Origin of the sequence: Snodgrassella sp. W8124 (assembly GCF_016100875.1) — a bacterium.
Taxonomy (GTDB): domain Bacteria; phylum Pseudomonadota; class Gammaproteobacteria; order Burkholderiales; family Neisseriaceae; genus Snodgrassella; species Snodgrassella alvi.
This window is the reverse complement of sequence record NZ_JACFRP010000003.1, coordinates 103518-125097: the sequence shown is the minus strand read 5'-3', so window position 1 is coordinate 125097 and position 21580 is coordinate 103518. Positions and strand designations below refer to the sequence as shown.

At 38.5% G+C, this 21580-nt stretch carries 17 protein-coding genes, 2 tRNA genes, 1 other RNA gene and 1 pseudogene; 8 read left to right on the top strand and 13 right to left on the bottom strand.

Annotation, left to right across the window (positions count from 1 at the left end; genetic code table 11):
- Positions 1 to 209: 209 nt before the first annotated feature.
- Positions 210 to 647 carry a MerR family transcriptional regulator gene (locus tag H3U73_RS09830; RefSeq protein WP_084551112.1) on the bottom strand — a complete coding sequence of 146 codons (438 nt, stop codon included), beginning with the start codon at positions 645 to 647 and terminating at the stop codon, positions 210 to 212.
- Between the two features lie 134 nt (positions 648 to 781).
- Between H3U73_RS09830 and lepA the strand changes: the two genes are divergently transcribed.
- The 4 genes from lepA (at position 782) to modD (ending at position 7742) form a co-directional block, all read left to right on the top strand.
- Positions 782 to 2578 carry a translation elongation factor 4 gene (gene lepA, locus H3U73_RS09825; protein WP_084551110.1) on the top strand — a complete coding sequence of 599 codons (1797 nt, stop codon included), beginning with the start codon at positions 782 to 784 and terminating at the stop codon, positions 2576 to 2578.
- A 662-nt stretch (positions 2579 to 3240) separates the two neighbouring features.
- Positions 3241 to 5073: an ABC transporter ATP-binding protein gene (locus tag H3U73_RS09820; protein ID WP_198190482.1), complete on the top strand. Its 1833-nt coding sequence runs from the start codon at positions 3241 to 3243 to the stop codon at positions 5071 to 5073.
- On the top strand, positions 5066 to 6799 hold the full coding sequence (locus H3U73_RS09815; protein WP_084551106.1) for an ABC transporter ATP-binding protein: 1734 nt from the start codon (positions 5066 to 5068) through the stop codon (positions 6797 to 6799). Before H3U73_RS09820 ends, H3U73_RS09815 begins: the two co-directional genes overlap by 8 nt.
- Before the next feature lie 97 nt (positions 6800 to 6896).
- Positions 6897 to 7742: a ModD protein gene (modD, locus tag H3U73_RS09810; RefSeq protein ID WP_198190481.1), complete on the top strand. Its 846-nt coding sequence runs from the start codon at positions 6897 to 6899 to the stop codon at positions 7740 to 7742.
- A 135-nt stretch (positions 7743 to 7877) separates the two neighbouring features.
- On the opposite strand, the gene trpE is transcribed toward modD, so the two are convergent.
- The 7 genes from trpE to recA all read right to left on the bottom strand — a co-directional run bounded on the left by trpE (position 7878) and on the right by recA (position 14465).
- Entirely contained in the window at positions 7878 to 9353 is a 1476-nt protein-coding gene (gene trpE / locus H3U73_RS09805) for an anthranilate synthase component I (RefSeq protein WP_084551102.1), read from the bottom strand.
- A gap of 3 nt (positions 9354 to 9356) precedes the next feature.
- A complete protein-coding gene (locus tag H3U73_RS09800; RefSeq protein ID WP_198190480.1) occupies positions 9357 to 9779 on the bottom strand; it encodes a YkgJ family cysteine cluster protein in 423 nt (140 codons plus the stop codon).
- Entirely contained in the window at positions 9776 to 11347 is a 1572-nt protein-coding gene (locus tag H3U73_RS09795; protein ID WP_084551100.1) for a cobalamin adenosyltransferase, read from the bottom strand. The genes H3U73_RS09800 and H3U73_RS09795 overlap by 4 nt, the downstream gene beginning before the upstream one ends.
- 46 nt (positions 11348 to 11393) lie before the next feature.
- A complete protein-coding gene (locus H3U73_RS09790) occupies positions 11394 to 12482 on the bottom strand; it encodes a chemotaxis protein (RefSeq protein ID WP_084551097.1) in 1089 nt (362 codons plus the stop codon).
- 62 nt (positions 12483 to 12544) lie between these two features.
- Positions 12545 to 12682, bottom strand: a complete 138-nt coding sequence (locus H3U73_RS09785) for a hypothetical protein (protein WP_172397392.1) — start codon at positions 12680 to 12682, stop codon at positions 12545 to 12547.
- 302 nt (positions 12683 to 12984) lie between these two features.
- A complete protein-coding gene (locus tag H3U73_RS09780) occupies positions 12985 to 13308 on the bottom strand; it encodes a hypothetical protein (RefSeq protein WP_084551095.1) in 324 nt (107 codons plus the stop codon).
- A 107-nt stretch (positions 13309 to 13415) separates the two neighbouring features.
- The gene (gene recA / locus H3U73_RS09775) at positions 13416 to 14465 is read right to left on the bottom strand and encodes a recombinase RecA (protein ID WP_025329915.1); all 1050 of its coding nucleotides are present in this window, start codon (positions 14463 to 14465) and stop codon (positions 13416 to 13418) included.
- Between the two features lie 430 nt (positions 14466 to 14895).
- On the opposite strand from recA, the pseudogene H3U73_RS09770 reads away from it, so the two are divergent.
- The 3 genes and pseudogenes from H3U73_RS09770 to H3U73_RS09760 all read left to right on the top strand — a co-directional run.
- Positions 14896 to 16132, top strand: a pseudogene (locus tag H3U73_RS09770) (DEAD/DEAH box helicase); the annotation flags it as partial.
- Between the two features lie 295 nt (positions 16133 to 16427).
- Positions 16428 to 16525: signal recognition particle sRNA small type (gene ffs / locus H3U73_RS09765), an RNA gene on the top strand.
- A gap of 184 nt (positions 16526 to 16709) precedes the next feature.
- Positions 16710 to 17372 carry an SIMPL domain-containing protein gene (locus H3U73_RS09760; RefSeq protein WP_198190478.1) on the top strand — a complete coding sequence of 221 codons (663 nt, stop codon included), beginning with the start codon at positions 16710 to 16712 and terminating at the stop codon, positions 17370 to 17372.
- Positions 17373 to 17477: 105 nt separating this feature from the next.
- Here H3U73_RS09760 and H3U73_RS09755 read toward each other — a convergent pair.
- Both H3U73_RS09755 and H3U73_RS09750 read right to left on the bottom strand, forming a co-directional pair.
- Positions 17478 to 17552: transfer RNA gene (locus tag H3U73_RS09755), tRNA-Glu, on the bottom strand.
- 7 nt (positions 17553 to 17559) lie between these two features.
- Positions 17560 to 17636: transfer RNA gene (locus H3U73_RS09750), tRNA-Arg, on the bottom strand.
- A gap of 237 nt (positions 17637 to 17873) precedes the next feature.
- On the opposite strand from H3U73_RS09750, the gene H3U73_RS09745 reads away from it, so the two are divergent.
- Positions 17874 to 19292 (top strand): PolC-type DNA polymerase III, encoded by a 1419-nt coding sequence (locus H3U73_RS09745; RefSeq protein WP_198190477.1) that lies wholly within the window; start codon positions 17874 to 17876, stop codon positions 19290 to 19292.
- Between the two features lie 68 nt (positions 19293 to 19360).
- Here H3U73_RS09745 and H3U73_RS09740 read toward each other — a convergent pair whose 3' ends face one another.
- The 3 genes from H3U73_RS09740 to thiL all read right to left on the bottom strand — a co-directional run bounded on the left by H3U73_RS09740 (position 19361) and on the right by thiL (position 21541).
- Positions 19361 to 19912: a ZapG family protein gene (locus H3U73_RS09740; RefSeq protein ID WP_198190476.1), complete on the bottom strand. Its 552-nt coding sequence runs from the start codon at positions 19910 to 19912 to the stop codon at positions 19361 to 19363.
- Between the two features lie 131 nt (positions 19913 to 20043).
- Entirely contained in the window at positions 20044 to 20595 is a 552-nt protein-coding gene (locus tag H3U73_RS09735; protein ID WP_370570151.1) for a phosphatidylglycerophosphatase A, read from the bottom strand.
- Positions 20579 to 21541, bottom strand: coding sequence for a thiamine-phosphate kinase (gene thiL, locus H3U73_RS09730; protein ID WP_198190474.1), 963 nt, complete (start codon positions 21539 to 21541; stop codon positions 20579 to 20581). The genes H3U73_RS09735 and thiL overlap by 17 nt, the downstream gene beginning before the upstream one ends.
- Between the last annotated feature and the right edge of the window lie 39 nt (positions 21542 to 21580).

Genomic DNA, 21580 nt, shown 5'->3' with positions numbered 1-21580 from the left:
AGAAGGCGAACTATACGCCTCCACAAATCCCCTGTCAACTCCTGCCTGCATTTATTTTTGACTTTCTTCTCATTCAGCTGTTTTTCCTAAATTTATTTTTGGTGCCTTTGACTCAGTTTTGCGGTTTTATTTGACTCCACTATCTGCCGATAGGGATGATGGCTTGTTTATAGCCTCTGTTTCCTTTTACTTGTGACTAGATGACAGTACTATTTATCAATGTCATTTTTGAGTTTAGCATTTTCATAGTATTCTTTTTTAAATCTCAACAATGCTATTTGCTTTTTTAATGTTTCCACGGTGTCGAGCAGCTTTTGTTCTTGCTGGCTAATTATATTCAGCCGCTGATCCAGTGTTTTGTCTCCTTGCAAACAGAGCTCTACATAGTGTTGAACATCTTTTATGGACATATTGGCATTGCGTAAACATTCGATTAATTTTGCCCATTGTAAATCTGCATCTGAAAAAAATCTTTTGTCATGCTGATCTCTCTGTAAGAACGGGAATAGATTAAGGGAATCGTAATAGCGCAGAGTATGTGCTGATAATCCAAGAATTTGGGCCGCTTCGGTTACGGAATATTTGGGTTTGAGGCTTAACTGCCCATTATTGGCTATTGATAAAATACAATCCTGTAAATCCACCATTTTTTACCTCTTTAGTTTTATAAATCAACAAAATATCACAATTAGTAAAGACGGGATATTAAGCTTGACTTCGAGTTACTCTAATTATTACATTTAATGCCTATTAAATGAATAAAATCTGAAAGAATGGGAATATGAACCTAAATAATATTAGAAATTTTTGTATTATTGCTCATATTGATCATGGTAAATCTACGCTGGCTGACAGGTTAATTGAAATGACAAAAACGGTCAGCGAAAGAGAAATGAAAGAGCAATTATTAGATAATATGGAGCTTGAAAGAGAGCGCGGTATTACTATTAAGCTCCAGACTGTGCGTATGTACTATCAGGCCGAAGATCAGGCTGAATATGAACTTAATCTGATTGATACGCCCGGTCATACTGACTTTGCCTATGAAGTTTCCCGCAGTTTAGCCGCTTGTGAAGGGGCATTATTGGTGATTGATGCCACACAGGGAGTACAGGCTCAGACTATTGCTAATTTAAAATTAGCGCAGGAGCAGAATTTAACGATTATTCCGGTTATCAATAAGATTGATATGCCAAATGCGGATGTAGAACGTGTTACCAAAGAGCTCGATGAGCTGGATGGAATTAATCTGGATAATATTATATTGGCCTCGGCCAGAACAGGGACCGGAGTCGATAATATTCTGAATGCTATTGTTAAAGAAATACCGGCACCTAGTGGTGAGCAGGATCGTCCTCTTCAGGCTTTAATTTTTGATTCGCATTACGATATGTATCGTGGTGTGGTTCTGCATGTCCGTATCTTCAATGGTTCGGTGGCTACTGGTCAGAAAATTAAAATGATCAAAAGTGGACTGGAGTTTGAAGCATTACAAATTGGTGTATTTTTGCCTGAAATGAGGTCTGTTGAAACGCTTGTTGCGGGCGAGGTAGGCTATATTTCTACTAATATAAAGGTGGTCTCCAATGTGAAAGTTGGTGATACATTAATTGATATTAATGCACCAAACACTCCGCCCGTACCCGGATATAAAGATGTTAAACCCATGGTATATGCAGGCTTGTTTCCTATTAAAAATGAGGAACAGGAAAAGCTGCGCGATGCGATAGAAAAATTGGCTCTGAATGATTCGGCCTTTGTTTATCAGCAGGAAAATTCTCTGGCACTTGGCAGTGGCTTTCGTTGTGGCTTTCTAGGTATTTTGCACATGGAAATTATTCAGGAAAGACTGGAACGGGAGCATGGTATTGAAATTATTTCTACTTTTCCCAGCGTTGAGTACCGAGTAACGCTTACTAATGGCCAGGTAATAACGGTAAATAATCCGACATTGTTACCGAGTTTTGAAAAAATAGCTTCCATTGAAGAACCTTTTATTGAGTCAGCCATTATTATTCCTGTGGAAAATATTGGCGAAATTATGAATCTGTGCCAGGAAAAGCGAGGTATATTTGTTGATATGACCTACCTCAATAATAAAATGGCGGAACTATTTTTTAAGCTGCCGATTTCTGAAATTGCCTATACTTTTTTCAATTCATTAAAATCCATCACGCATGGTTATGCTTCAGTTGATTACCGCGACAGATGTTATATTACGTCTGATCTAGTGAAAATGGATATCTGGCTGAATGATGAAATAGTAGATGCATTTTCATTTATTTTACCGCGCAGCAGTAGTTATGAACGCGGTAAGCAAATAGCTCTGAAAATGAAGCATGTGATTCCGCGTAAGTTATATCCCATGCCAGTTCAGTCTGTGGTTGAAAACAGAGTTATTGCGCGGGAGGATATTCCGCCCTTACGCAAAAGCGTAACCGGAAAAGGATATTCCGGCTCTCTATCCAAAAAGAGAAAAATTGCTAAAAATATAAAGGATAATAAAGTCAGACAACGTAAATTTGGCGGTGTAGATATTCCTCAAGCTGCGTTCCATGCGGTGCTGGATATTAGCTGATAAATGTTTATCTCTGTCAATTTAAAACTAAGAGGGTATGCTTTTTCTATACCCTCTTAATTTTTCTACAGCTATTAAAATAATACTTTGAGTATTAACTGTTTTAGCTTACATTTTTTGTACCTGAATTTCATTTAGATAGATATCCTTTTCAGGTAAAGGTTATATACGACAAAATTATCTATGGTTATATACCAGATAGATATAGCTTATAAAATAAGAACATCACTGGCAATCTGTTATCTTTATTAGGAATTATTGACAACTAAAAACAAAATAAATTGTCATGAATTAATCAAATAGAGTTCATTGAATATCGTAGTACAACTTTTAATATATCCTCTCGTTCCAGTCAGAAATCTATTTTCTAACGAGATCAAAATAAATTCTCATAATGCAATAAAAAACTCTGCTCGATAATTTAACTGAGTTAATTATTTAATCAACTGTTCGTCATTAAGATAGTTTTAAGAAGTAGAGCAATCTTTTCCATTGTGGTCACGAATCAGCTCAAAATCATGGCCCAGTGCAAAATTTGTTGCACTAAAGGCCTACTATTTTATTAACACACTCCCTGATATTGTTTGTTTTATAAAAAGAATTGTTATTTTATACATAATAAATGATAATGATTATTATTACTTTAATAAGATACTCATTTAATGAAACCGTGTAATTACAGTCCTGCTTCTCGACTTTGGCAACTCACCTTTAAAAATAAAATTTTAATTATTTTATCTTGTTTATTTTCAGTTTTAAGTGTTGCTACTGCTTTTATCCCTTTTATTTCGGTTTATTATATTGTTTACGAAATAATAATGAGTTTAGTCAATAAGGACGTATTAAATAACGGGCTTATTATTCATTATGGTTGGCTGGCTTTTATTGCGGCTGCATTGTCGCTATTTTTTAATTTCCTTGCACTCTGCTTCTCGCATATTGCTGCGTTTAAAACGCTCTACTATTTGAAATATAATTTCGTTCGGTATTTATCATATTTACCATTAGGATTTTATACTGAACATTCGAGTGGAGAGTTACGAAAAATCGTTGATGATGATATTGAAAAGATAGAAATTTTTATTGCTCATCAACTCCCTGATATGGTTGGTTCGTTTGCGACTCCGATTATCATTTTAATTATTTTAGCTATTTTTGACTGGCGTTTAGGGTTGGCAACGCTGGTACCCATTATTTTGGCTTATATTGTTTTGATAAGCGGCTACCGTCGTAAAGATATTAAAAACCATATGCAGGAGTTTCAAAATCGACTTATTGATATGAGTAATGCTTCAGTTGAATATATTCGTGGTATTGCTGTTGTAAAAGCTTTCAATCAAACCTTTTTCTCATTTAAACGCTTTTATGAGTCAATTAAAGCGTATCAAGTATTTTGCCTTAAGTTTACTGATTGTTTTAAATATCATATGGCATTTTTTCTGCTGATATTAAATAACATCTATCTTTTTATTCTCCCGGTAATAATTTTCTTACTCGGTTCTGTAGATAATTATGCAAATTTTATCTTAGCTTCTATTTTTTATTTAATTTTCTCACTGGCATTACCAGCGCCTTTTTTAAAACTGATGTATGTTTCTCAAGGCCTTCAAAAAGCAGTTAAAAGCGTTGAAAATATGGATAGTGTTTTAAACGTAAAACCTTTAGCTGAACCCGAATCCGGTTTAGAAGTAAATCGTTATGATATTGGTTTTAATGATGTTACCTTTGCCTACAATAAGATTCAGGGTAGTGAGGCTTCAGAGAATAATGCGCTAAGTCACATTTCGTTTACGGCAAAACAAGGAACAACTACTGCTCTGGTTGGGCTTTCCGGCAGTGGTAAAAGTACAGTCTCACTGCTTATTCCCCGCTTCTTTGATCCTGATGAAGGTTCGATAACGATTGGTGGTGTAGATATTAAGCAAATGAAAAGTGAGTATTTATTGTCGTTAGTGAGTTTTGTGTTTCAGGATGTTTTTCTCTTTAAACAAACTATTTTAGATAATATTAAAATCGGCAAACCCGATGCCCGGTTAGATGAAGTTATTGCCGCCTCTAAAGCTGCACAATGTCACGAATTTATTGAAAAGCTGCCAGACGGCTATCAGTCGGTAATAGGTACTAAAGGACTGCATCTTTCAGGCGGTGAAATGCAACGTTTAGCAATCGCCCGCGCATTACTAAAAAACTCACCTATTTTAATTCTTGATGAAGCCACTTCTTTTGCTGATCCTGAAAATGAATACAAAATTCAGCTTGCCTTGAAAGTTTTGATGCAGGGTAAAACCGTTATTATGATTGCGCATCGTTTATCAACAATAAAAGATGCAAATCAAATTGTGGTATTAGATAAAGGTCGAATTGTTGAAAAAGGAACGCATGAGCAGCTAATTGATAAGCATCATACCTATTACAAAATGTGGCAATACTATAAGCAAACATTAAATTGGCAAATGTATCAGTCTGGTCAAGATGATGAGGTGGCATATGTTTAAAAAATTATTGATGTTGTCTGATGCAGAGAATAAAAATCTTAATCAAGCTATTATCGCCTGTATCATCTCTAATTTGACATTAATGTTACCGTTTGTCATTTTATTACAGATAATTATCCTGCTAATTAAGCCATTAACTGACCAAATTCCTGTAAATATAAATTACTTATGGATTATGGCGGGAGCAGGCGTAGTTTCAGCCTTATTATTCTTATTTTGTTATAAAAGAGAATATGAAAAAACTTATGCTAATGCTGTTAGTCAGGCAGCCAATACCCGAATTGAAGTTGCTGAAAAAATCCGCAAACTACCGCTTAGTTTTTTCAACCGAAAAGATCTTTCTGAACTTACGGCTAATATTATGGGTGATTGTGCCGTTATTGAGAACATGCTTAGCCATGTGATACCCCAATTAATCGGTTATTCAATCAGCAGCCTGATAACTTGTTGTTTATTGGCATTTTATGATTGGCGGATGGCTGGTGCTATTTTTTGTACTCTGCCGATTTCTATTATTATTGTTGTTATTGGTAAAAGACTTGAACAAAAATTTGGTGAAAAACATGTTCAGGCTAAATTAATTGTTTCCGACGAAGTTCAGGAATATCTGGATGGTATTAAAATTATCAAAGGTTACGGAATAAGTGGTAAAAAATTCCAACGCCTGGATAAAGCCCTTAAAAAAATGATGTGGGCATCAATTAAGTTTGAAGGAATAGGAGGAATTATTGTCACTTTGTCTACCATGACACTACAAGTCGGTTTAGGCATAGTGGTTTTACTCGGTGTTTCACTGATGGTTTCTGGCAGCTTAAATCCAATTACTTTTATTGCCTTTGTTATTATCAGTTCACGAATTTATAGCCCTCTGATTTCTATTTTGACATTATTACCCGAGCTGTTTTATATGCTTGTTTCCATCGATAGAATGAGAAGTTTACAATCTGAGTCTATTATGGAAGGAAAAGAAGATGTGACTTTTGCTAATCATACTATCAATATTGATCATGTTAATTTTTCCTACAATCAAATAAACGTTATTAATAATTTAAGCTGCACTATTCCAGAAGGAAAAATGACAGCATTAGTTGGACCATCAGGTAGTGGTAAAAGCACTTTATTACAATTGATTGCACGCTTTTGGGATGTAAATTCGGGGAGGATTACCATTGGTAATCTCGATATTAAGCAAATTGACCCTGAAACTTTGATGCATTCAATGGCTTTTGTTTTCCAACAGGTGGTATTGTTTGATGATACGATTATGAACAATATTCGCATCGGAAGGCATAATGCGTCTGATGCAGAAGTCAAACTTGCCGCTAAAATAGCCAGATGTGATGAACTAATTGCCCGATTACCAGATGGCTGGAATACCTTAATAGGTGAAAACGGCAGTAAATTATCGGGCGGTGAAAGGCAACGAATCTCAATTGCCAGAGCATTATTAAAAAATGCTCCTATTATTTTGCTTGATGAGGCTACTGCCTCATTGGATCCTGAAAATGAGATTTATATTCAGGAAGCAATCGCCAGTCTGGTCAAGGACAGGACTGTAATCGTTATTGCTCATCGTTTAAAAACGATTATCGGTGCAGATAATATTATTGTTCTGGATAAAGGCTCAATTGCGGAACAAGGTAATTATCAAGACTTGATGGACAATAATGGTTTATTTACTAAGCTCTATAGTTTTCAAAAACAAGCATTATCTGTTAATTATTGATTAATTATTTTTCTCATAATTATCGGTATATGCTATAGCGACATAACTGATAAGAAACAGGCGCAGGTTGCAGTCATTCATTTAACGGGGAAATACCATGTTTTATTTATCTGATGCTGAGCTGGATAAACTATTGCTCGATGATATCGCTTATGGTGATTTAACCACCCGTGCTTTAGGTTTTGGCCGGCAGGCTGGAAAAATGACATTCTGTCGCCAGAAAGCTGGCAGGGTTAGTGGTGTGACCATTGCGGCCAGACTATTGCAGAAGCTTGGGCTGGAAGTAGTGATACAAGAACAAGACGGTGCTGATGTTAATGCTGAAACCGTGCTGTTAACCGCTTTTGGTCAAGCTGAAAATCTGCATCAGGGCTGGAAGGTGGCACAGAATGTACTGGAATGGTGCAGTGGTGTAGCACAATATATGGCGCAAATGCTGGCTAGTGCACATGAGATTAATCCGCTAGTACAAATTGCCTACACGCGTAAGAGTATTCCCGGTACGAAATCTCTGGCTATTGTGGCTGTAATAGATGGCGGAGGAATATTACATCGTGCCGGCACAGCTGAGTCTGTTCTGCTGTTTGCCAATCACCGCCATTTTTATGAGCAGCCGGATGATTGGGCTGCTATGGTAACGCGTTTAAAGTATGCTGCGCCGGAAAAGAAAATTATTGTCGAAGCAGATAATATCGAAGAGGCTTTTGCAGCACTAGCAGCACAGGCAGATATTGTACAGCTGGATAAGTTTACGCCGGAAGAATTTGCACTGGTGTTGGCAAAACAGCAAATATTAGCGCCAATGAGTTTATTGTCTGCTGCCGGTGGCGTTACTTTATTAAATATAGCGGAATATGTTCGTGCGGGAGCGCAATTACTGGTTACCTCTGCACCCTATTATGCTCCGCCGGCAGATATTAAAGTGAAATTGAAACCTGTTTAATGCTGATTTGTGTTTTAAATGATTAGCTGATGGTTTACTGCATAGTATTGGCGACGACATTAACTATGGTTGATGGAATAGTTATAAATAATAGTGCATCAACCATAGTTAATTGTAAGTAACTAATTATCTGCTTTACTTATCCAGACCCTGCTGCACCATATGCGCCGCTCTGATTACTGCTCTGGCTTTATTTTGAGTTTCCTGCCATTCCAGCTCTTCATCTGAATCAAAGACGATACCGCCACCACTTTGTACATATAGTGTATTGTTTCTGACAACACCAGTACGAATAGCGATACATAAATCCATATCTCCGGAAAAACTCAAATAACCGGCTGCTCCGCCATAAACACCGCGTTTGTTTGGCTCCAGTTCTTCGATGATTTCCAGAGCACGCACTTTTGGTGCGCCTGAAAGCGTACCAGCCGGAAAGGTGGCAGCCAGTACATCCAGATTCGATGTTCCATCCTGTAATTCGCCTTCAACATTGGATACCAGATGCATTACATGAGAATAGCGTTCGATAATCATTTTATCGGTAACTTTTACCTGACCGATTTTACTAATGCGTCCGACATCATTGCGTCCAAGATCAATTAACATGACATGCTCGGCCACTTCTTTGGGATCATTTATCAGATCCTGTGCCAGTGCCTGATCTTCGTCTGGTGTTCTGCCCCGAGGACGCGTTCCGGCAATAGGACGTACGGTAACGCTGCTTTGTTCACGTCTTACCAGAATTTCCGGAGAAGATCCTACCACATAGAAGTCGTCAAAATGATAATAAAATAAATAAGGGGAAGGATTCAAAGTACGCAGAGCACGGTACAGACTCAATGGATTATCGTAAAAAGGCATGCTGAGACGCTGACTGGGGACAACCTGCATACAATCGCCATTGAGAATGTACTCTTTTACTTGTTTAACATAATTTTTATATTGTTCTTCGCCAGTTTCTGCCACTGGCTCAGTTAATTCACTGCCAAGTGACAATGGTAACTGCACACTCTGACGCAGCGCGGTGCGTAACTCTTCTAAACGTGCTCTGGCCTGCTGATAACCATCTTTTTTACTGGTATCGGCATAAACAATCAGATAAATTTTGCCTGATAAATTATCCACAACCGCCAGCTCTAAGGAAAGCAGCAGAAAAATATCGGGCACGCCAATCGGATTAGGTTTGTCTGCCTGCTTCAGCCGGTGGGCTATCTGTTCAAAGTGATAAATGGTTTCATATCCGAAATAACCTACCAATCCGCCTGTAAATCTTGGCAGGTCTGGAATATCAGGAGTTTTATATCTGTTCTGAAATGTTTTAATGAATTCCAGCGGATTACCCTGATGCGTTTCTGTTAGCTGATTTTTCTGGTATACCCTTGTGTTTTGTCCGGATATTTTAATATAGGTATCACAGGGCAAACCGATAAAAGAATATCGACCAAAACGCTCACCATTTACTACCGACTCCAGCAAATAGCTGAATGGTTTATTTGCCAGTTTCAGGTAAAGTGACAATGGTGTATCCATATCTGCCAGCACTTCCTGTACTAATGGAATATGAGTATAGCCGGCAGTCATTTGTTGCTGATATTCAGCTAAAGTGATCATGATTTATGCTTGGTGTTTAAAAGGTGTGGTTTCTGATTGGAAATTTTTACAAATATTACTATTTTCCTTTTCAATATCATAACTTAAATCCGCTTTAAAAGCATTTATCAGATGTATACCTAAAGTAATGGAATGGTCTCTGACTCTGCAACTCATTTCCGTATTATCAATGGTATTGCTTATTCCATAAGCAATTACCTTTCTTTTAACTATCCAACTATATTTATTTTTATAATTTTTTATATATTGCTCATCTACTCGACAAATATCTGGACGTACATCATAAATACGATATAATTTTAAATGCTGATTATAAGCAATACAAATACCATCTCCTCTATCCAAAAATTGGGTTTCTAGTGATAAATTTACATGACAACAACACATGCCACATTTATCACAAGGAAAAGGTGTTAAAAAACTCATAATGAATTTAACCACGATTTTACGGAATCAGGATTTCCCTTTTCATATGGTAATTTAATATTTCGTTCCTTAATTTCCTCTTCTAGTATAAAACTTCGTTCAAGTTCATTATTGACTGAAGATAAACGTAATGAAAAGAGCTCAAGTTGTTCGGTATCAATGTTAAATTCTAATTGGTAAAGTTCTAATAGGTAACAGTCTAATTTTTCATTAACTTCACGATAAAAATTAAGTCTTTTAGTGCTGTTATCAGAGAATTTATCTAAAAATGCCCAAATCTTCTGACAAATTTCGCCATTTTCAAGATAATAAGTTACCCCTAATGTGATAACACCCGTAACTAAGGTGCTACAAAAAGCGGCTATTTCTGCACCAAAAGGGAATACACAAACTTGAGATAACATTGAGTTAACCATTACACCACAAGAAACAGCTATTCCTGCACCAACAATTTTACCGACTTCTTTAATTAATTGACCTAAAGGTAATGATTGAGGGTTAAAGAATATTAATTTAATTGCTTGTACTAAATTCCCCCAAATCTCGCGAAGCATCTTTACGATCTGTTTTTGTGTTGTAAGAAAAATATTAATCACGGTAGTACTAACGCTTGATAACACTCCACCTATTGCCGAATCTTTAAAAGCCATAAAAAAAGTATGGAACTTCTTTTTAATTCTATGCCATATATTGTTAAATGTACTCATTAAATCATTTATAAAACCATTGATGGTAAAATATTGACGATTTCGCTCATATATAGTAGGAATTGATTCCTTTAGTTCAAACCACACTTCAGCCAAAATCAGCCCCAGCATTTGCCTTGTGCCCATTTTAAAACCTGAAATAGCAGCCTGTTTAGTGATATTTTTTGCAAATTTACTACTTATATAATATTCACGATTTATCTTTTGATTATAATTTGCCCTCGCTTTTTCATCGATTTCTTTCATCTTTGCTAGATTAGCACTATCTATATTTTCTAATTTTTTTAATTCTTTTTGCTCTTGTTCGGTTAAATGAGATTTATTTTTGAGTTCAGCTATTTCTTGTTGTATTTTAGTACGCTTATTCTGCAGTTCCAGAATAAACTGCTCCATCGACTTATCTTGTTTCTTTTTATTAATATTTTCATTGGTAAAACAAAGATTTGATTCATTATTTGCTAAATCTTCCCCTATGATATCTGCTAAAACTCTACCTGCATCATCATGGATCTCTTTTGCAGATATAATGTGATCTAGATTCTTTTTATCATTAACATGAAAAGAGTTACCAGTATATTCATCATATAACTCCCCTTGTTGATGAACCATTTTACCTTGCTTATTTGTTGCAATATAATCACGGTGTGAATGATATTTATGAGAATCATATTTCCCGCGATTATCATATTGCTCTTTTTCCTTTTCAGTCGCGTAAATCCCTTTTCTCACATTATGGATAGTATCGACATTACCACCATCTTTATCTTTAAATAATAAAAAATCTAATCCAAAAGAAGTCGCTAGTGATTTAACAACAGTTTCATGAAGCTCATGACTCCAGTCTATTTCAGCTTTATACATGGACGATCCTGATAAAAAAAGCCGGAAAATATCCGGCGATATATAATTATTTTGATAAAATTTCATTATGTTTTTTAGACTGTTCAGTTAAAACTGAATCTAAAATTGTTTCATTAAGTACGCTTCCTCCGTCCTCATCAGTATCGAATTGTACTTGTCCATCTTTAATAACCGCTTTTCCATCTTCATCAACTTGGGGTTTAAAAATCGGAGTAGTAATAATCTCAGTCATAATAGCTGCCAATGCATAACCGTTATCAATTTTTTGAAGACATTCTTTAGATTCATCAATTGAGATATCTTCGCCTTGATGACGTTTCATAATAGTTTGATTCATTGCTTTTAAAGCATCGAAATATTCAATAAAAGTATTATTAATGGAAGTCAGTGATAGATTAATTCGTTGTACATAATTAGTTATTTTGTTAAGTCGTACTTCGGCCAAGTTCATTTTTTCTAAGGCTTTATTAACTTCTTCGCTTTGTTTTTCAGCATTCTCTAATGCTTTTTCTGCATGTAATGCATAAGCCAAACCAGCAACAGCTAAAATAGGGGCTGCGGCGGCAGCACCTAATACCATCGCACCACCAGCCATTCCCCAACCTCCAGCAGCAAGCGATCCGCCGCCAATTGCAGCCATTGTTGCATTGTAGGCAGCCGCACCTGACAATGCTGCAATAGGGGTACCTGTTGATGCTGCAGCAAATGCCATCACTCCACTATAAACAGCAAAACTTGCAGCGGCACCGGTGGCACCTGCAGCAGCAGTTGTTGCTAAAAATTCAGTCGTAGAAATAGCAAGATCGTTAATTTTATCCAATTGGTTTGATGGAATATTCAATTTCTGGTTTTTATAACCACTTTTTTCCATTTTTACTAATAATTCATTAGCTAATATTTCAAATTCACCAATTGATTGACCAATACTCAGTTCCAAAAGACCAAGATTATTTAATTTTTCATCGGTATCATTTTGTATTTTATCAAGTTGTTCTTTCCTGTTATTATATTTTTTAATTGCATTCTCCTGAATTTCATTGGCCTCTTGCTTGGTTTTATGTCCATCATATGCTTTTTTTCCACCAAACGCTGTTGCCACAGCAGCAGCGCCAAGAATCAATAACGGTATTGGCATGCTATTTTCCTCATCTAAAATATAAATGTTAAGTTTTTTCACTACTATTTTATCTACTGTTATTACTCAATTAAACCAGAGAACAACGCTTTTTTTCCAAAACTTCTAACCCATGCCATAAGTTTGGGTTCACTACATGTGGTAATCGTTAATGCAATATCACCATTATCTAGCTCCTCTATTTTTGTTGTTCCGCCCATGTTCGCTCTTTTATATGGTTTGTACTGGCGCCAAAGACATATAAAGCATTATTCATTGCAATAAGTTTTTTAGGAATAAAATAATGATTTTTACCATTTGGATTATTATCGGATATATAATGAAGATGGCAAAAATAATGAGAGTTGATGCAAATTAATAAATTTTCGATGATCGAATCATGTGTTGAATAATCAATCTTTCCTTTACTAAAAAAACGATGGGTTTATTTGTATACGGAATTTTTTCAGAATCCTGCTCTAACAGCAGTGTCGATAATTTTAACATAGTTTGATCTAAACGCTTAAAAAATCTCTTGTGGAATAAAAGCTTTAGAAAGCTCCTGACATAAACTTAGATAGTTTAGCTCCTGATAATCGAGTCCTAACATATTGTGGTGTTTAGCTTGCAAGCGGTACCATCGACGCCCGTTATCAAGTCCTGTTAGAAAACAGCTAGGAATTGATTGTTCTATTTCATTTGCTAATCGCATAATTGTTTGTACAGAACAATTTAGTTGTTTACTTAATTCAGACTGATAGTGGCATTTATCTTCTGAAAATAATATTTGGTACATACGTAACAACTTTTGTCCAGGGCTACTATCTGGATCATGTTTTATTGCCATATTAAAAGTCCATATACTATCCAGAATTTTCCAGTCGATTTTTAACTCATATAAGCTAATAAAAAAGCTGCTTAGCGTAGCTAAGCAGCTTTTTAAAACAGACCCGTTTAGTCTTCGGCAGGCATTTCACCATCAGTATCATCCAACTGCCCTTCGGTATTCTGAGCAGTGATGCCTACTTTATTGCGAATTTTAAGATTAATTTCGTCGGCTATTTCCTGATTATCTTTCAACCATTGACGTACATTGTCTTTACCCTGACCTATTTTGCTGCCATTGTAGCTGTACCATGCGCCTGATTTTTCAACAATGCCTAGCTTAACGCCGATATCAATCAACTCACCTTCCCAGCTGATACCTTCTCCATACAAAATATCGAACTCAGCCTGTTTAAATGGCGGAGCTACTTTGTTTTTGATTACTTTAACGCGTGTTTCATTACCAATGACATCATCACCTTTTTTAATCTGGCCGATTTTACGGATATCCAGACGTACAGATGAGTAGAATTTCAGTGCATTACCACCAGTAGTGGTTTCAGGATTACCAAACATGACACCGATTTTCATACGAATCTGATTAATGAAAATAACCAGAGTATTGGTTTTTTTGATGTTACCAGTGAGTTTACGCAAAGCCTGACTCATCAGACGGGCCTGCAAGCCGACATGACTGTCACCCATTTCGCCCTCAATTTCAGCCTTGGGTACCAGAGCTGCAACCGAGTCAACAACAACCATGTCCACCCCGCCACTGCGAACCAGCATGTCACAAATTTCCAGAGCCTGTTCGCCGGTGTCAGGTTGTGATACCAGTAATTCTTCAACTTTTACCCCAAGTTTACGGGCGTAAATCGGGTCAAAGGCATTCTCGGCATCAATAAAAGCACATACACCACCATCTTTCTGACACTGTGCTATGGCTTCCAGACACAGCGTGGTTTTACCGGAAGATTCCGGTCCGTAGATTTCTACGATACGACCACGTGGTAAACCACCCACACCCAGAGCCAGATCCAGTCCGAGTGAACCGGTAGAGATTACTTCGAGATTTTCATCGGTATGGCTGCCATCCATTTTCATGATGGAACCTTTACCAAAATTCTTTTCTATCTGCGCCAGTGCCGCAGCCAAAGCCTTGCTTTTTTCATCTGACATATTGATATGCTCGCTTGTACTGTATGATTAACTTAATAAAGTCAATTATCGCATAAGCCTATGATTAGATGTTTAGCAAAAGCTTATTTATACTATCTATTTGAATTATACGATTTTGTTATCTGTTACTTAATAGCTGAATGCCCGTCTGCAAAAGGTTATACAAAGCTGTAATGACTTCATTCAAATGCTAATTTACGAATTTTTATTTAATTTTAGCCAGATAGCAGTCAAGTTTATAACGGGTTGATAAAGATGATACACTACTGGTTTACATTAGTGACTATTTTGTCACGATAACCATAACATCAATGATTACCATCTGCCGTTATGGTGCTTTTCTAAAAATAATGATATTTGAACAGTCATCTATTCTATCCAATTCGTAACAGTTGTATGTATTTGCAGACAACAACTGGAGGTTGTCAAAATGAATGCTTTTGCCAGCCTGGGTTTATCTCAGGAAATTGTTTCTGCGCTAACAGAACAGGGTTATCACGAACCTACACCTATACAGTATGCGGCTATTCCGAAAGCACTGGCAGGTATGGACTTACTTGCTGCCGCACAAACAGGCACAGGAAAAACTGCAGCCTTTATGCTGCCCAGTCTGGAAAGACTGAAACGCTATGCCAATACCAGTACATCTCCGGCAATGCATCCTGTGCGTATGCTGGTACTGACACCAACCCGTGAGCTGGCTGACCAGATTGATCAGAATGTACAGGGTTATCTGAAAAATCTTTCTTTACGCCAGACCGTGCTGTTTGGCGGGATGAATATGGAGATTCAGAAACAGGATTTACGTCAGGGCTGCGAGATTGTTATTGCTACAGTAGGACGTTTGCTTGACCACATACAACAAAAAAATATCCAGCTAAACAAAGTAGAAATTGTAGTTCTGGATGAAGCAGACCGAATGCTCGATATGGGCTTTATTGACGATATCCGCAAAATCATGCAAATGCTGCCATCACAGCGTCAGACTTTACTGTTTTCAGCAACTTTTGCACCGGCCATTCAGCGGCTCGCTCAGGATTTTATGCATAATCCGGAAAAAATTCAGGTAGCAGCACAAAATACCACTTCTGCCAATGTGGAACAGCATATTATTGCACTGGATAACGGACGCAAGCGTTCACTTCTGCAGCGGCTGATCTGTGATCTGAACATGAATCAGGTAATTGTATTCTGTAATACTAAGCAAAGTGTTGATCAGGTTAATCGCGAATTAAACCGCCGCGGGATAAGTGCACAAGCTATTCATGGCGATAAGTCCCAGCAAACACGTCTGGAAACACTGGCACAATTCAAGGAAGGCAGTTTGCGTGTTCTGGTGGCCACGGATGTAGCGGCACGCGGTCTGGATATTGCTGAACTTCCGTTTGTAATCAATTATGAGCTACCTTTGAATGCCGAAGATTATGTACATCGTATCGGGCGTACCGGCCGTGCCGGCGCTGAAGGGGTAGCTATTTCCCTGATGGATGAGCAGGAACAAAAGGTATTTAATGCAATAAAAGAATTAACTCAGAATAACCTGCAAATTGAACGCATTGAAGGCTTTGAACCGCGCTGGTGGGAACAGGCACCCGCTGAAAATAAAGCGTCACAGACTTCTTCGGTTAAAGTTGAGAGTGATAAACCGCGTCAACGCGAACGAGCAGCTAAAGCCAATCAGGCTAATGCAAATAATCAGACAGGCAGAACTCAGGATAGTAATGACGTAAGTGTCAGCTGTCAGCAAATTCCGGGACGTGCGCGCCGTTTCAGCCGTCATAATCATCCGCAATGCGCTCTGCTTCAACCGGATTATGGTGTACGTAAAACCAAAATCAGCCTTTAATTTTTGCGATTAATTATTTGAAATAGCTATTGTTTTAACAATAGCTATTTTTGTTTGTATTAAAATTAAGAAAATAGTTGGGAATTAGTCTAACTACCGGTATAATACCGCGCTGTGGCGGGTCTCCCCGCATGGTTATTTAGGACAACGGGTCAGGTGCGGAAGCAAGCAGCCCATCTTAAAGCGACCAGTGCCGGGGGTTTGGCTCGCCACCCTTATTTCTAAATTCTCTGTATATTCCTCATCTTTTCCCATTATTATCAAATAATTATTGTATTTAATCTGTCACCTTGCTAATCTGCTTTAATTATATTGTGACAAAGGTTTGTACAATGAACCGCCGCTTTATTTCATATATCTTCATAGTATTACTATCTGTATATTCAACAAGTAGCAGTTTGGCAGAAGAAATAAAATTAAATTATGGTGTAGTAGAGCTGAGTGCACAGGCGTCGCAAACCGTTACCCGGGATGAAATGGTGCTGGTATTGAAGATTCAGCAACAGGGAGCGGACAGACAACAGATCAGCAATAAAGTTACCAGTCAACTGAATCAGATTCTGGCTAATGCACACCGGCATGCTGATTTTAATACCACACAATTAACGCGTGCGGTTGAGCCAAGATTTGATTATCAAAAAGATAAACGCATCGATAATGGCTGGCAGGACAGTGCTCTGATACAGATTAAAAGTACAAATTTAGCGGCTTTAAATCAGTTCGCTGCTACAGTACAGCGCCTGGCAACCATTGAAGCTATAAATTATCAGGTTGCGGATACAACACTGAAAAACTATGAAACAAAATTAACCCGACAGGCCATTGCCCGTTTTCAGGAGCGTGCAACACAAATTACTCATGAACTAGGCGGTCATGGATACAAAATAGTGAATATAAATTTAGGCAATAGCCAAGCTACCCAGAATTATGCAGCCTATGTTCAACCTATGATGCTAAGCCGTACAGCCGGTTCTGCTCCGGTTCAGGATATTTCAGCCGGTGAAACTCGCCTCACATTAAACATTAATGGAAAAATTCAGATAACCGGACTACCTGAATAAAAAACCAGTCACTCTTTCTTAAATTAGTTTAATAAATTTATGAATTCTGAACAGAAATCTGGATAAAAGAAAAGCCAGCTTAAAAAGCTGGCTTTTCTTATTAACTGGCACGCCCACGGGGAATCGAACCCCGGTTACCGCCGTGAAAGGGCGATGTCCTAACCGCTAGACGATGGGCGCGGAAACTTGGTGCACCCGGAGCGATTCGAACGCCCGACCCTCTGGTTCGTAGCCAGATACTCTATCCAACTGAGCTACGGGTGCGAGAAAGATGTGCAGTATAGGTAACATCGGCATTACTGTCAAGACCAGTCATAATTAAAAAATAGCAATATTAAGCAATATACTGTTTTATCGACAGATAAATTCATATTTAAATTCTGAAGACCTGTATAGATAGTGTTTATATAAATTCATTAAACTTCTTAGTATAAAGGCATTATTCCATAACCTGCATTTTAGTATAGAATGACTATTTTTTAAGCGTTAGTTATTTGCGTCATGAGTATTGTTACCAACGATGACGCCGCTGCATTTGCCGAGCTGGCAGCGGTTTTTTGTACGCTGCCTCTGCCTGTTGCCATAGTCGATCTTGAAACCACCGGTGGCCATTTCGCTCAGGACCGGATTACTGAAATCGCTATTTTACGTTTTCATCAGGGTTGTATCAGCCGACATCAATGGCTGGTTAATCCGCAGCAGCCAATCAGTGATTTTATTACTAAATTAACAGGTATCAGCAATGAAATGGTGCAGGATGCACCGAGCTTTACCGACATTGCTGGTAAGCTTCTACCTTTACTGCGCGGGCACCTTCTGGTCGCACATAATAGTCGCTTTGATTACACTTTTTTGCGTCATGCTTTTGCACGCAATAATATTAATTTTGCAGCACCAACACTTGATACAGTCCCCTTTTCACGCAAATTATACCCGCAGCATTTTAAGCATAATCTGGATGCCATTATTGCGCGTTTCGAAATTGATCTGAACGCAGCCGACCGCCATCGTGCCATGGGTGACGTTCTTGCTTTAACTGAGTTTTTACAGCGCAGCTTGCGTGAGCATGATAATGCCCTTTGGCAGTCTCAGTGGCGGGCAATGATTAAACCGGGTTATTTCCCTGCATGGCTTAAACCTGAATTACGTCAGCAATTATATGCCCTGCCAGACAGCTCCGGGCTTCTGTTACAACATTCTCCGAATCAGCCTGAATCTTTAATGATAGTGGAACGGGCTTTTACCGATATATGTATACAGTTTCAGCGCCAAAATACACAAAGCTACTGGAAAAATACTACAGAAATTAATTTTATTCCCGCTGTCAGCTCTTTGCATGCATTATGGCTATATGGTTACTATCAGTTACACCCACAAACACAGACACATTTATCCAAATCTTCCTCACCTGCTAACTGGTATACGGTTTCTTTTGTAGCCAATCAGCGCGGACAATTACAGGCAAGAATTATTCGGCTGCAGGAAGGAATATTGCAACATCCGCCTTACGGATTATTTGCTCATCCGCGTGCAGCAAAACGTGCATTATCTGACTGGGCACGCCGCTATGATCTGTGCCCAGCGGTACTGGATATTCTGCCGCAAAGCATCAGCACTCATGAGCCTTGTCCGAAACAGGCTGCTCATTTATGTGATGGTCACTGCCGTAAAGAAACAGCTATGGCTGACCAAAATGACAAAGTTATCCAATATGCGCCATTGTTACCGGTTTGCGACTGGGGCAAATGGCATCAGATACGTGTTACTGAAACAGATGCCGTAACTGATACGAATGTGACAATTGAGGCTCAGGCAGGCTGTATCCGGCTGGATGACCAGCACTGGTATTTTCATCCTCTTTTACCTAAACTACTTAAACAGCGATTGAAAAAACCGGAAAATATCGAATTTATACGCTAATTAAAATAAAAATCAGGCTGTAGCAAAAATTTTGCTACAGCCTGATTTTTTAATGCATTAAACCCTAATCAGGATTTACTCTGTTGTAAATCAACTGATTTTTCTGTTGACCCACCGTCACGTGTAGTATTTTTGCTTTTAGGATGTGTCAGCTGCTCGTGGCTATGTATCACATTAGGACCGATACGATCAGGTACCTGATCCGGCATGCCGTTAATTGGGATAACGGCCGCTTGCATCACATCAGTATAAGGCAAGGTCGAATCCGCATCTGTTTGCGGATTTTTATTTTCTGAACTGGTCATAAATGCCAAAGTGACACTTTTATCAGCACGTTTCTGTAGCAGTTCCTGCAAAGTATTTTTTTCCATCAATTGCTTTGCATCAATATTGAGTTGTTGCAATACTTTTTCATAGCAGCGGTTTAACTCATCTACAGCACTGGCCGTATGAATAAAATGCTGGTCTACCTGCTGACGATAACTGTCAAAGCTGGCTTTAACTGACTGATATTGCTGATTCTGACTACTGCGCCGCAATAACAGCCACATCAGCCCCATACCAAGCACCAAACCGATTATGGCAGCAATTAATACATACAACCAAACCTGACCATTCATGCTGTTTTCCTTTTCCTGTTGAATATCATATCTGACATCAGCTCCATGCAGATTACTTTATCATTGTGGTTAGCATAGCATAACGCATTCCGGATTATTATTGATTAAAGATTTAACTGTTTTATGCAATTTTATCTGAATATATTCAAGATTGAATCATAAGATGATATACAGTATCCGGCCAGTAATAACACCAGTAAACTAAAAATTGCTGCAATCAAATCATCCAGCATAATACCGAAACCGCCGTGTACCCGGGCGTCAAACCAGCGAATAGGCCATGGTTTTACAGCATCGAAGAAACGGAAAATAACAAAAGCAGCCAGCCACCATATCCATCCTGCCGGAATACAAAATAAAATCAGCATCATAGCAGCAATTTCATCCCAAACTATGCCCCCATAATCCTGCCGGCACAATGCTTGTTCAGTATAATCACAAATAAATATACCAACCAGAAACAGCAACAAAGCAAAAATGATATTCAGCCATAGAGGTAATCCCAACATAAGCCATAATGCGGCCAATGGAATGGCTGGTAGCGTCCCGAATGTACCGGGTGCTTTTGGCGCTAATCCCGTACCAAAACCAAAACCCAGCCAGCATACCGGATGCCGGCACAACCAGCGCCAGGTAGGTGTTACCGGTACAGTAGTCAAATCTTGTTCAGCCAAAATGGTCAAATCCTTGTTTAGATAAGCTGATAATATTGCCCGCATTATCTTTTAACTGCAATAGTCCTGATGCAGTAATAGCACCAATCCGTGTTATCGGTGTAACAGTAGTCTGAGCTGCTGTTAAAATTGCTTCACGTTGTACAGGAGGTGCAGTAAACACCAGTTCATAATCATCACCTCCGGCCAGCATCCATTGCCTTAATTGCTGCTCATCATCAGATATCTGCCGTAAAGTCTGTAAGCCGGGAATAGCATCGACATTCAACTGTGCACCCACATTACTCGCAGCCAGAATATGTCCGATATCCTGAGCCAGACCATCAGAAATATCCTGCGCAGCATGCGCAAGGGAGAGTAGCTGTCTTCCTAGTGCAACCCGCGGTTCCGGACGCAGACGTTTCTGTTCACACGTCTTATATACATCTGCGGGTAATTTTACTTTTCCCCAGTGCATATCCAATGCAGCGGCAGCCAGCCCCAACTGGCCGGACACCCAGATATCATCACCGATTTTTGCGGCATCACGCCGCAAAGCCTGTCCACTAGGTGTTTCACCAATAATATTAACATTAAATATCCAGTTACCTTTAGTGGTATCACCACCAATCAGTGTTACCCCAAAACGCGCAGCAAGAGCAAACAAAGCATCACAAAACGCTGTTAACCATTCTTTATTTAGCTCAGGCAGCGCTACACTAAGCAATGCCCAGCGCGGACTGGCTCCCATAGCGGCCATATCCGACAAATTAACAGCCAGTATTTTATGCGCCAGATCCCCCGGGGCAACATCCGGAAAAAAATGTGTTCCGCCTATCAGCATATCAGTACTGAAATGCAGATCATAGCCACTACGAGGTCTTATAATAGCGGCATCATCCCCAATACCCAGAATAAGTTGCTTATCCTGCTGCTGACGATGTAAATATTGACGAATAAAATCAAATTCATTCACGATAGACAGACTTTAGAATACAAATCAGATTCAGATTTT